General features: G+C 31.3%; 10 protein-coding genes. 3 read left to right on the plus strand and 7 right to left on the minus strand.

Features of this window, described 5'->3' with window-relative positions:
- The first annotated feature begins 72 nt into the window (after positions 1-72).
- Positions 73-960 carry a helix-turn-helix domain-containing protein gene (locus tag C3E89_RS10945; RefSeq protein ID WP_336512972.1) on the plus strand — a complete coding sequence of 296 codons (888 nt, stop codon included), beginning with the start codon at positions 73-75 and terminating at the stop codon, positions 958-960.
- A gap of 51 nt (positions 961-1,011) precedes the next feature.
- Here the strand turns inward: C3E89_RS10945 and uvrA are convergent, their stop codons facing one another.
- Both uvrA and uvrB read right to left on the minus strand, forming a co-directional pair.
- A complete protein-coding gene (gene uvrA, locus C3E89_RS10950) occupies positions 1,012-3,843 on the minus strand; it encodes an excinuclease ABC subunit UvrA (RefSeq protein WP_236912976.1) in 2,832 nt (943 codons plus the stop codon).
- 49 nt (positions 3,844-3,892) lie between these two features.
- The gene (gene uvrB, locus C3E89_RS10955; RefSeq protein ID WP_236912979.1) at positions 3,893-5,872 is read right to left on the minus strand and encodes an excinuclease ABC subunit UvrB; all 1,980 of its coding nucleotides are present in this window, start codon (positions 5,870-5,872) and stop codon (positions 3,893-3,895) included.
- Positions 5,873-6,021: 149 nt separating this feature from the next.
- Between uvrB and C3E89_RS10960 the strand changes: the two genes are divergently transcribed.
- The gene (locus C3E89_RS10960) at positions 6,022-7,611 is read left to right on the plus strand and encodes a DPP IV N-terminal domain-containing protein (protein WP_236912980.1); all 1,590 of its coding nucleotides are present in this window, start codon (positions 6,022-6,024) and stop codon (positions 7,609-7,611) included.
- Between the two features lie 20 nt (positions 7,612-7,631).
- On the opposite strand, the gene C3E89_RS10965 is transcribed toward C3E89_RS10960, so the two are convergent.
- From C3E89_RS10965 to ftsE, 5 genes are all read right to left on the minus strand, one after another.
- A complete protein-coding gene (locus tag C3E89_RS10965; RefSeq protein ID WP_236912982.1) occupies positions 7,632-8,798 on the minus strand; it encodes a hypothetical protein in 1,167 nt (388 codons plus the stop codon).
- A gap of 31 nt (positions 8,799-8,829) precedes the next feature.
- Positions 8,830-10,053 carry a S41 family peptidase gene (locus C3E89_RS10970; protein ID WP_236912983.1) on the minus strand — a complete coding sequence of 408 codons (1,224 nt, stop codon included), beginning with the start codon at positions 10,051-10,053 and terminating at the stop codon, positions 8,830-8,832.
- 98 nt (positions 10,054-10,151) lie between these two features.
- Positions 10,152-11,291 (minus strand): murein hydrolase activator EnvC family protein, encoded by a 1,140-nt coding sequence (locus C3E89_RS10975; protein WP_236912984.1) that lies wholly within the window; start codon positions 11,289-11,291, stop codon positions 10,152-10,154.
- A 17-nt stretch (positions 11,292-11,308) separates the two neighbouring features.
- Positions 11,309-12,211 (minus strand): permease-like cell division protein FtsX, encoded by a 903-nt coding sequence (gene ftsX / locus C3E89_RS10980; protein WP_236912985.1) that lies wholly within the window; start codon positions 12,209-12,211, stop codon positions 11,309-11,311.
- A complete protein-coding gene (gene ftsE / locus C3E89_RS10985; RefSeq protein WP_236912986.1) occupies positions 12,186-12,881 on the minus strand; it encodes a cell division ATP-binding protein FtsE in 696 nt (231 codons plus the stop codon). The genes ftsX and ftsE overlap by 26 nt, the downstream gene beginning before the upstream one ends.
- Before the next feature lie 192 nt (positions 12,882-13,073).
- Between ftsE and C3E89_RS10990 the strand changes: the two genes are divergently transcribed.
- Positions 13,074-13,646, plus strand: a complete 573-nt coding sequence (locus tag C3E89_RS10990) for a 5-formyltetrahydrofolate cyclo-ligase (protein ID WP_236912987.1) — start codon at positions 13,074-13,076, stop codon at positions 13,644-13,646.
- The last annotated feature ends 26 nt before the right edge of the window (positions 13,647-13,672 follow it).

Here is a 13,672-nt window from a genome sequence, read left to right on the forward strand (position 1 = left end):
TATAAGTTTTTCTCTTACTCATTTTACGGACACTTCCTTCCTCGGTTATTAGTATATATAAAACCTTATTTAGTGTCCATAGTTATATACTACCATCAGCGTTTAAAGTTAACTCAACATGATGTTTCAAACTTAACAGGGGTAAGCGTGGAAACATTGAGGAAAATTGAAAATGGTAGGGTAATTCCAAAGCATGAAACCTTAGATCTACTCTCTCCTATCTTAAAAGAAGATTTAAACCAACTTCTACTCAACTATAGAATTGATAATTATTATAAATTTAAACGAGTTATTAATAGCATCGAATCTAAACTTTATATAGATGAATATGCAACTCTTTCAATTGAATTAGATGAATTAAAAATTCTTTTGAATGATAACTTAAGCAAATATTTTTCTAACCTACTCAAACAATTTATATTAATGGTAGAAGCCATCATTTTAAACAAAAAGCACTATAATCCCAATGAAGCAATGAATAAACTCACAGAGGCATTAAAAATGACTACACCAAAATTTGCACTTTCTAATTATAAATCCTTTGTATATAATTCCATAGAATTAAGAATTTTAATGAATATGGCTCTCGTGATGCAAAATATGGAAACTGTAGATAAAGCTTTAGAAATTATGAGGTTTTGTTTAAAAACGGTGGAGCCTGAAGACAGCACATATCCAGAAATATGTTATAATATAGCCCATACTTACCATAAACTAAATATTCATGAAAAAGCCTTGAAGTTTTCAAATCTAGGTACAGAAAACTATGCTAAGCATAAAAATTATAATGGAATAAGTCTTTTGTATTTTAGAAAAGGGATTGCAGAATATTTTCTCAATCATGATTGTTTTATGGGTTCTTTAAATAAATCCATAGTTTTATGTGAAATTTTTAAGCAATTTAAATTAAAAGATATAATTGTAGATAATTGTAGGAGCTTTTATGGTATAGAGTTGTAGCTCCTGTTTATTCAAAAAAAGAATCAGCCATAACAGCTGATTCTTCTTATATTATTTCTGCTTTTCCAATACCTTCTTCAAAAACTGTCCTGTATAAGACTTATCCACTTTTGCTATTTCTTCAGGTGTACCTGTAGCTACTACTGTACCACCATTATCTCCTCCTTCTGGTCCTAAATCTATTATATAGTCGGCAGTTTTTATTACATCTAGATTGTGTTCTATTACTATTACAGTATTGCCTCCTTCTACTAATTGGTCTAATACCTTAATTAACTTATGGATATCTGCCATATGGAGACCTGTTGTTGGCTCATCTAATATATAGATGGTTTTTCCCGTACTCCTTTTACTTAATTCTGTAGCCAATTTAACCCTCTGGGCTTCTCCACCAGATAGTTCTGTTGAGGATTGACCTAGTTTTACATATCCTAAACCTACATCATATAAAGTCTGTAATTTTCTTTTTATCCTAGGTATGTTTTCAAAAAATTCAAGGGCTTCTTCTACAGTCATATCTAATACATCAGAAATGGTCTTCCCTTTATATTTAACCTGTAATGTCTCTCTATTATACCTTTTACCTTTACATACCTCGCAGGGCACATATACATCGGGTAGAAAATGCATTTCTACCTTTAATATTCCATCTCCTTTACAGGCTTCACATCTTCCGCCTTTTACATTGAAACTAAATCTACCTTTAGCATATCCTCGCATCTTAGCTTCTGGAGTCATGGCAAATACATCTCTTATATAGTCGAAAACTCCAGTATAGGTGGCAGGGTTAGATCTAGGAGTTCTACCAATGGGAGATTGGTCTATTACTATTACCTTATCTAAATGCTCTAATCCTTTAATATTTCTATGTTTTCCTGGTTTTATCTTTGCTCCATTTAATTTTTGGGCAAGGCTTTTGTATAATATTTCATTTACCAAAGTACTCTTCCCAGAGCCAGATACACCAGTTACACAGGTAAAAACCCCGAGAGGAAATTTCACATTTATTTTTTTTAAATTATTTTCTTCTGCACCAATGACTTCTACCCAATTGCCATTTGGTTCAGTCCTTTTAGCGGGAATTTCAATACGCTTTTTCCCAGATAGATATTGTCCAGTAATAGATTTTGGATTATCCTTTATTTCATCTATAGTCCCTTCTGCTACTATATATCCTCCATGGACTCCTGCTCCAGGCCCAATATCCACTATATGGTCTGCGCTATACATGGTATCTTCGTCATGCTCTACTACTATAAGAGTATTGCCTAAATTAGTTAAATTCCTCAAGGTCTTCAAAAGCTTTGCATTATCCCTTTGATGTAATCCGATACTTGGTTCGTCTAATACATAAATTACTCCTACAAGGCTTGAGCCAATTTGTGTAGCTAATCTAATCCTTTGGGACTCCCCTCCAGATAAGGTGCCTGCATTCCTGGACAGGGTAAGATAATCCAATCCCACATCTCTTAAAAAAGATAATCTTTCCTTTATCTCCTTTAATATCTGATGTCCTACTAATCGTTGCCTTTCGTCAAGATCTAGATTATCCACAAAATCTATAGCTTTAGATATGGATAGATGGGTAAATTCTGCTATATTCAATCCTCCTACTTTAACTGCTAATACTTCTTCCTTCAATCTATGCCCTTTACATTTAGGGCAGGGAATTTCCGCCATATAATCATCTATTCTATCCTTCATATAATCTGAGTTGGTTTCCCTATATCTTCTTTCTAGGTTAGGAATAATTCCTTCAAATTTTCCTTTAAAGCTTCTAATACCATCTTGATAATGGCTATGAAATTTAAAACTGATAGTCCTTTTTGTCCCATATAATAGTTCATCTAAAAACTTTTTAGGTGCGTCTTTTAAAGGGATATCCATATCAAAACCATTGTCTTCTGCCAAAGTTTTAAATATTTGATAATAATAAGTAGATTCATTGGCAGTATTGAAGGGAGCAATTCCCCCTTCATTTATACTCAATTCTGGATTTGGTATAACTAATTCCTTATCTACTTCCTTATGATAACCTATTCCATTACAGTTAGGACAGGCTCCAAAAGGTGAGTTGAAAGAGAACATTCTTGGGGATAATTCTTCTATAGCTACACCACAATCAGGACAGGCTAGCTTTTGGCTAAACATTATCCTTTCTTTATCTATTACATCTACGATAACCAATCCATCTGCTAATTTTAATCCAGTTTCTAAAGAGTCAGTCAATCGCCGCTCTATACCTTCTTTGACTATTATTCTATCTACTACTATTTCAATATCGTGCTTTTTGTTTTTCTCCATATTTATATCGTCAGTTATCTCATACATTTCTCCATCTACTATTACCCTGATGAAACCTTCTTTTTTTATATTCTCTAATATATTTTTATGTTCTCCTTTTTTCCCCCTAACTACTGGTGATAGTATTTGGATCCTAGTCCTTTCTTCTAATTCCATTATCTTATCTACCATTTGGTCTACCGTTTGACTAGTTATCTCTTTACCACATTTATAGCAATAAGGGATCCCTATTCTAGCATATAATAGCCTTAAATAATCGTATATTTCCGTTACTGTACCTACAGTAGACCTAGGATTTCTACTGGTAGTCTTTTGATCAATAGAAATAGAAGGTGATAAACCTTCTATATATTCTACATCCGGTTTTTCCATTTGTCCTAAAAATTGTCGAGCATAGCTGGATAGGCTTTCCACATATCTTCTTTGTCCTTCTGCATATATTGTATCAAAGGCTAGGGATGATTTTCCTGAGCCACTTAGCCCGGTAATTACGATGAATTTATTTCTGGGAAGTTCTAAATCAATATTTTTTAAATTGTGTTCTTTAGCTCCTCTAATTACTATTTTGTTATTTTCCAAATTATATTTCACCTCTTTTTAACAATTCACTAGATAAAAACTAAGCAAATCACTGTAATCCTGCGTCTTGCATTTTCTTTAGCTGAATCATCTTATCTCTTAGCTCTGCCGCTTTTTCAAAGTTTAGCTCTTCTGCTGCTTTTAACATAGATTGTCTTATATTCTGGATCATAGCTTCTAGCTCTTCTCCTGTAAATGTACCAACTACATATTCTTCCTCTTCTTCTAACGCAATAGTGGCCTCTATTACATCCCTAACTCCTTTAATTATGGATTTTGGTGTTATATTGTGTTCTTTATTATATTTATCTTGTATTTCTCTTCTCCTATTGGTTTCCTTAATAGTTCTATCCATAGATTTAGTTATAGTATCAGCATACATAATGACTTGACCAGATACATTTCTTGCTGCTCTTCCTGTAGTCTGTATCAATGAAGTCTCTGACCTTAAAAACCCTTCCTTATCTGCATCTAATATGGCCACTAAAGAGACCTCTGGTAAGTCTAATCCTTCCCTTAATAGATTGATACCTACTAATACATCGTATTTACCTAATCTTAAATCCCTTATAATTTCCATCCTTTCGATGGTGTCAATATCTGAGTGAAGATAGGTTACCTTAATGCCAATTTCCTTAAAATAATCCGTCAAATCTTCTGCCATCTTCTTGGTCAAAGTAGTTACTAGTACCCTTTCTTTCTTTTCTGCTCTAATCCTTATTTCCTTTACTAAATCATCTATCTGGTGTTCTGTAGGCCTTACATCTATCTTAGGATCTAATAATCCTGTAGGTCTGATTATCTGTTCTACTATTTGTTCTGAATGCTCTTTTTCATAAGGCCCTGGTGTGGCCGATACATATATTATCTGATTTATATGGTCTTCAAATTCGGTAAACTTTAAAGGTCTATTATCCAATGCTGAAGGAAGTCTAAAACCATATTCCACTAAATTGGTTTTTCTAGATCTATCCCCTTCATACATACCCCCAATTTGTGGGATAGTCACATGGGACTCATCTACTATTATAAGGAAATCCTTGGGAAAATAATCTATTAAAGTATAGGGTTTGCTTCCTGGTGCTCTCCCACTTAAATGTCTTGAGTAGTTTTCTATGCCTTGGCAAAATCCCATTTCCCTTAACATCTCAATATCATATCTGGTTCTCTGCTCCAACCTTTGAGCTTCCAATAATTTATTTTGAGATCTTAATTCCTTTAACCTTACTTCTAGTTCTTCTTCTATACTAATAATAGCCTTATCTATCTTATCTTTAGATGTAGCATAGTGGGAAGCTGGAAAAATAGAAATATGTTTTCTAGCTCCAATAATCTCGCCAGTTAGATGGTTGACTTCCACTATCCTATCGATTTCATCTCCAAAGAATTCTACTCTAATGGTATTTTCACTAGAAGAAGCTGGGAATATCTCCAGTACATCTCCTCTAACCCTAAAGGTTCCCCTAATGAAATTTACATCGTTACGCATATACTGGATATCAATTAGTTTCCGCATTATTTCATCCCTATCCTTAATCATACCTGGCCTTAGGGAGACTACTAAATTTTCATAATCAATAGGATCTCCCAGCCCATATATACAGGATACACTAGCTACTATAATTACATCCCTTCTTTCAAATAAAGCAGCAGTAGCTGAGTGCCTTAATTTATCTATCTCATCATTTATTGAAGCATCTTTTTCAATATAAGTGTCCGTTTGGGGTACATATGCCTCAGGTTGGTAATAATCATAATAAGATACAAAGTATTCTACAGCATTGTTGGGAAAAAACTCTTTAAATTCACTTGCTAATTGATAAGCTAAAGTTTTATTATGGGCTATAACTAAGGTCGGTTTCTGTACCTTCTCTATTATATTAGCCATAGTGAAAGTTTTTCCCGAACCCGTTACACCTAATAGAGTTTGATGTTTTAAATCATTAAATATGCCATTTGACAATTTATCTATAGCCTCTGGCTGATCACCAGTAGGCTTAAAATTGGATTGAATTTTAAATTTATACATTTAATTCACCTCGAATTGAACGCTTGTTCGTTTCTATTATTTTATTATATTACATTTATGATTAAAGTCAAAATCTTTTTAATAAAAATAAAATAATATTGAACAATTACTATTAATATTATAAACTATTAAGGAAGGAGGAGCTAATTATGAGAAAAATATTATTTATTTTAATGGTTTTCACATTAGTTCTTATAACCATTGGATGTAGGTCTAATCAAGAAAATCCCCTTTCAACTATGGAAGAAAATACCGAGGAAAAATCCTTGAGTTATAAAATTGAAAAAATAACATTGTCTAAGGGCTTTCAGTCTACAGAACCTAATGTAGAAATATTAGATAAAACCAAAAAGTTTAAATTACTAGCAAATATTGGCCTAATAGAAAGTTCAGGTATCGAAATAAATAAAATTACTAAGTCTGATAAATCTATAAATATATATGTAAATAGATTGTTAGAATCTGGGGAAGTTCAATTAGCAGTACCAAAAGTAATATTAGAATTTGAAGACCCTATTGATGAAAATATTGAGGACTTGAAGTTCAATATAATAAACCAAAATTATGATCTAGTATCCCTAAAATTTAATAAGGACCAAATTTTAGACAAAATTTATAACCACTTTAAAATCGAACCTAGTTCTATACCAGATGTTAAACTAACCAAATTAAAAGATCAAATATATTGGCAAATATCTTTCAACAATATATTCGATAAAGAAGATATAAAATCCCCATTGGTCAATTTAAACGTAAAAGTCGATGCAGATACAGGAAAAATACTAGGTTCTGCAAAGAAAGCTATTTCTACTTATATCGATGATGGAGTCCTATTAGATTATCTACCCAATGATTACTTACTCTATAAGCAGCATTATGAAGAAAATGATACTAGTTATGAAATATTATGGATTTACAATTTATCAAATGGACAAAAGGATAAGTTATATACATCAAAAAATAAAATTCAATCAGCAAACTTTAACCCAGATGGTGAATATATTTCTATTATTGAAGCAGTTGGGGATAATAGTGACCTTTATTTAGTACAGATAGAAGAAAAAATTGCTTACAAAATAACCCCAGATACTTTTCTACATCCTAAGCTTATGAAGTGGAAAGACGATGAAACACTGTATTTTATAGATATTAAAGATGAAACATCTACCCTTTTGACTTATAATGTAAAAGAAAATACATCCAATCAAATATTTAAAGTGGATAAATTTATTGAATCTTTTGATATACTAGATAATAAACTGATATTTACTGAACCTGAAATAGACTCTGTGAATAAAAATATTTTTTTTTATGAACATGAAGATAATATCAAACAAATAGGTGTAGGTTTTAAAGCAAGTTTTTTAGATGATCAAAATATAATATATTTGGAAAATGTAGAAGAAGAAAATAAAAACATATTGTATGAGTACAATATTAATAACCATATAGTTGAAGATAAGTTAAATCAGGATATAGTCAACTATTATAAATTAGATGAAAACAATATGCTTCTAATAGAAAAAAATACCTATAATAATGATTATACAATAAATAGGTTTAATATTATAGAAAATAAGCTCACAGCTATTGCTAAGATAAATAGCGATAAAATATTCTATGATTCAAATACGGGAAAGGGCTATATAAACTTATGTCCCCCTTATGATAATGACAACCTAAGTATAATATATTCTGTTGACTTAGATAAATTAGAACTGGCAGATATAAAAAATTAAAATGAACCTTAAGGTTCATTTTAATTTTTGAAAGTAGATTTTCTTCTTTTTCCGAACTTATTAATCAATTTTACAATAAGGGTTTTAGACTCCTCTACTATAAGAATTTGATCTAAAAAATTTGAAACAACAACTATTCCTAAATTATTGATGCCTTTCTGATAGTCCTTATACTCCTTTGTTATTAATCCTTTTTTTATATCAAACACGTCTAACCATATAATTTTAGGTCTAATTAGAAGTATGTCCTCAATATCTTTCTTTGAGTATATCCTATGGTCATTTAAAGATAGTATTACATCCCCTGGATTTAAGGCCATTTTTTCACCAATACTATTAGGTAAAGTATCTAATACCCTTAGTCCATGTTCAGTAGATGTAAAGATGTAACCTCCTCTTTCTTCTTTTCTCCTACCTACTAGAATAATTATTTCATGAGCTAATGGTGCAAATATAGAAGCGATGTATTTAAAAACATGATATTTTATCGATAATCCTGCCAAAATTAACAGGATGATACTAAACAAGAATAAAAGGCTAGCAGTTTCCTTAGACTTCCTTTCTGGAAAATTTGATAACGCAAAATCCCCATAACCTAGTATAGCCATTATAGTAATTGGATAAATGTCAATATTATTGACAAATATGGTGAAAGGAACTGGCCAAAATCTATTCATGGTAAATCCACCTATTATCTCATCTTGTTTTTCCATAAAAACTGGTACTCTGTTCCTTCTTCCATCCCATAAGATTAAGAAACTTTCTACTAAATGGAGTACCCCTATTACAAACATTATTTGGGATACATTTATACTAGGCCATCTAAAGATAAGATTCATGAAGGAAATAATTCCACCAGCATAAGAAAAACACATGAATCTGGGATGGAATATAGACAGGAGCAAAGCTAAAGGCAGGATATAATAAAAATCCCTTGGATTTATTGAAATATCAAAATATATGAATATAATGCTTCCTAAAATTCCACCAATTAACCCAAATAGTGAAGATATAAGAACATTATAAACAGGGGATTTCCTATATTGGCCTAAAATCCCCTTTTCCATTTCCCCTATTTTTCTATATTGGAGATAAATAATCCCCACAACAATCCAAAAAAAAGGAGACTTTAAAATGGATAGAATATTGTATATAGAATAATATATAATTTGTAATAAAGGATGCATCCATAACTCTCCTTTACTTTAGTCCGCAAACTTATTTAATTATTTCTTTTATTTTTTCTATAGCAGTTTGTAATTGTACATCCTCTTTTAAATTTTCTACCCCTATTTCTTGTATGTCTTCAGGCAAATCTACAACAATATCTGGCTCTATGCCTATACCATGAATATTCGTCCCATTGGGTGTAAAATATTCAGATACTGTTAATTTAAAACCTGAGCCATCAGATAGTTCTCTAATTCTTTGAACTATTCCTTTGCCAAAAGTTTTATTTCCTATTAAAATTCCCCTATTATGATCTTTAATAGCCCCTGCTAATATTTCAGAAGCACTAGCACTACCTTCATTTACTAATACTACTAAAGGTGTATCTATATGCTTATTATTTGATTTTTCATATGTTCTTTCACCATTTCGTGTTTCCGTATATACTATTACTCCTTCTCCCAATAGTTCATCTGCTATATCTACACATACATTTAAAAGCCCTCCTGGATTATTTCTCAAGTCTAGAATAATACCAGAAACATCTTTACTCATAAGGCTATTTAAATCTTTCATAAAATCCTCATAAGTCAACTCATCAAAGGAGGTTATCTTAATGTAACCTATATTATTCTCTATTATATTAGATTTAACTGTTTCTAACCTAATCTCTTCTCGAACGATATCCATATCTATATAATCATTCTTTCCATCTTTATCTTTTCTTAAAACAGTAATACTAACCGTAGTTTTAGGTTCACCTTTCATTAGTTTTACAGCCTTATCCATATTGTCTGCAGAAAATTCTTCTCCATTTACCTTAATTATTTTATCTCCAGTTTTAAGTCCTGCCCTTTCACCTGGAGTCCCTTCTATAGGAGATACAACCGTTATAAGATTATCCTCTCCAGGAGTTACTATTACACCTATGCCTCCATAAATTCCTTGAGTCTGTTCTGCAAAACTTTTAAACTCATCCTCTGTCATATATACTGAATAGGGATCCTCTAATGCTTGAAATAATCCTTTTAGTTGCCCCTCTATAAGTTTTTCTTCATCTACATCCTTCAAAAAATTGTCTTTAATATAATCTTCCAATCCAATAGCTTTAGAATATTTTTTATAGGAGGAAGTTAACAGTTCATATTCTTTAGCTGGTAAAACAACCTTATCTTTATATTTAATAGTTAATAAATTGGTTGCACCAAAAGTGATGATATTAGTCAAAATTATTAGCACTACCATCAAAGTTATAATTCTCTTTTTAGACATTTTGTTCACCTCAATATTATGGATTATGTATTCTATTGTATTAAACCTACCTAAACATTATACCATAATGGGGAAAAATAGAAAAATAAAAAAGGGGATCAATTCCCCTTCAACCATGGTATAGGATCTACATAGGAACCATTCTTACGAACTTCAAAATGACAATGAGGTCCTGTAGAGATACCTGTACTACCTATTTTCGCTATTGTATCCCCTTTTTGTACCTCAGTTCCTTCACTAACTACTAAAGAAGAATTATGTCCATATAATGTTACAATACCTCCACCATGATCTATCATAATAGTCTTACCATATCCTCCTAGAGATCCTGAATATATTACCGTTCCATCAGCTGCTGCAATTACATTGGTTCCTCTAGAAGCAGGAATATCAATTCCTGTATGTAATTTTTTAGTCTTAAATACTGGATGAATTCTATAGCCATAGGGAGAACTAATCCTAGTATGACCGGGCACAGGCCATGACATAACACCGCCAGAATAAGGACCGTCTACTCGCTGTCTCTTAACTATCTCAGACTCTATATCTTTAGCTAATTTATTTAGCTTATCATATTGTTCTTCAGCCTTTTTTAAGTCCTTTTGTAGTTCAGTCATTAGCAATTCTTTAGCTCTTGTTGCTTTCGCTAAATCATTTTGTCTATCCTGTAATTTAGATCTAGCCACCTCTACTGAAGCTCTTTTGGCTTGTAATTCAGTCTTTTTATTTTCAATAATATCCCTTTGCTCCTTCATATACTTAATCAATTCCACATCATGATTGACTATAGACTGCACCATATCTTTTCTAGTTAAGAAATCACTTATGTTTGCTGCAGCTAATAATACTTCTAAATAGCCTACATTACCATTCTTATACATTACCCTTAAACGTGAGTTAAAAGTATCCTGCTTACCATCTATTTTTTCTTCTGCTTCCTCTAATTCTTTTAATGTTGTATTTATATCTTCATTTAGCTTATCCAGTTCTTTTTCTACTTTTTCTAATTCGACAACTGCCTGATCCATTTCCTTGTCCAATTCTTCAATTTGACTACTAACATCCTTAGTCTGAGTTTCTAAATTCTTTATCTCTTTTTTTGTATCATCCATTTGTTGGATAGCATTTTTTTGCTTCTTTTTAAGTTCATCTAAGCTATTATCTGCAAAAACTAATGCGTAGTTAAAAAGCAATACTAAAGCCAATATAAAGTATATGCTCTTTTTCTTTTGCCTCAAATCTCCAACCTCCCTTTTTATGCATTTAAAAATCTCTTTAATGAAACAAGACTTCCTAAAGCCCCTATTCCTGCTCCCATTGCAGTAAATATAATTGAAACATCCTTAACTAATGCCTTTGGTGGCACTAAATATACTGTAAATAACACATATAATCTGTCGTTTACCCTGTTAAAGAAATACCCATATCCATAGTTTACAATTAATATGGATATTATTGCTCCTATGAGACCAAATAGTAAACCTTCTATGATAAAGGGTCCTCTAATGTATCCATTGGTAGCTCCTACATATTTCATAATATCTATTTCCCTTCTTCTCGCTGTTACAGTAATCTTAATAGTATTCGATATTATGAATACTGAGACAAATACTAGTATGCCTATTATAATTAATCCTCCACCTCTTACATAGTTAGCAAACAATACCAACTTTTCTATAATATCTTTATTATATTTTATTTCCTCTATACCTGGAAGTCCCTTAACATTCTCCACAACTAAATCAGCATATTCAATATCTTCTAATTGCACTACTATTGTATTTGGCAGAGGGTTAGTTTCTAGTCCTTCTAAAAGGTATGCATCCTCTTCCCATTCCTTTTTCATAATTTCTAAAGCTTGATCCTTAGATTGAAATATTACTGATAAAACTCCTTTAACATCTTTAGTTTTACTTTCAATTCTATCTAATTGCTCATCAGAAATATCATCTTCCAAAAATATTTGGACTTCATCAAATTTGTTCTTCGTATCAATTACTACATTATTTATACTTAATATCATAATTAAAACAAGGCCAAGTATTACCAATACAGCAGTAATAGAGCTAACGGAAGCTAATCCCATCCCTCTATTTCTCCACATACCTTGGAAACCTTGTTTAACAATATTTTTAAGGATTCGAAAGCTCATGCTCATACACACCCTTCTCTTCGTCTCTTATTATCTTGCCTCCATCAATTGCAATAACCCTCTTTTTCATTATATCTACTATATCCTTAGCATGAGTTGCCATCAAGACTGTAGTCCCACGTCTATTAATATCTCTAAGTACCTTCATTATTTCCCAAGCAGTATCAGGATCCAAGTTTCCTGTAGGCTCGTCCGCTATCAATATTGGTGGACTATTGACTATAGACCTTGCTATAGCCACTCTTTGATGCTCACCTCCAGAAAGCTCATCTGGATAACAATGGGCCTTCTTACTTAAATCTACCATACTTAAAACCATTGGAACATTTCTTCTTATATCTTTTGGGTGAGCCCCAATGATTTCCATAGCAAAAGCTACATTTTCATATACAGTTTTATTTGGCAATAATCTAAAATCTTGAAAAACTACTCCCACATTTCTTCTTATATATGGAATTTTTCTATTTTTAACTTTAGTAATATCCATATCGTTTAGATAAATTTTCCCTTCCGTTGGATCTTCCTCCTTTAAAATAAGTTTAATTAAAGTAGATTTCCCAGCTCCACTAGGTCCAACTAGAAAGACAAATTCACCTTTTGATATGGTAAGATTTATATTTGATAATGCTTTTACTCCGTTTTTATACTCTTTACTTGTATTAATAAATTTGATCAAAAATTTTCACCTCTATGTATTAGGAATCTTTCATGACTTATAATATGATTATAACATAATTATTATATGATTCTATTTAAAATCAATAAATCCTCTTTTTTTATAAATTTTTAAAACTTATTTTACATATTCACTTTAATAATATATTATAATATAAGCTGAACAATAAATAAACAGTAAAGGGTGGTAATTTTGGATAAAAAAGTATTAAGAGATAAAATGCTTGAAGAAAGATCCAAACTTTCTCATGAGGAAATAATGATTAAATCTAGGGCCATTCGGGATAAACTATTTAGTTTAAAAAAATATCAAAAATCAAACTTTATTTTTTCTTTTATTAGTTTTAAAGATGAAGTCAATACCCATGATATAATTAGACAATCCCTTTCAGTAGGAAAAAGGGTAGGAGTCCCTATTACTATTCCGAAAGAAAGAAAGCTATTAGTTTCTGAAATACTTGATTTTGATAATGAATTGGAAATAGGATATTACAATATTTTAAGCCCAAAAAAAGGCTATATTAGAGAAGTCTCTCCTAATCTAATTGATTTGGTATTAGTTCCTGGCCTTATTTTTACTCCTACTGGCTATCGTATAGGCTATGGAGGAGGATATTACGATAGATTCTTTAGTAATAATAAAGAAACCTTCAAAATAGGACTATGCTATGAAATGCAAATTGCACCTGAAGTTCCTAGAGGTAAATACGATATCCCTGTAGACTATATAATCACTGAAGAACGAATTATCGATTGTACCAATTAAACTATTAGCTTAGAAAAAATGCTATA

Origin of the sequence: Clostridium sp. Cult1, from assembly GCF_021655095.1 — a bacterium.
Taxonomy (GTDB): Bacteria; Bacillota; Clostridia; order Tissierellales; family Tepidimicrobiaceae; genus Schnuerera.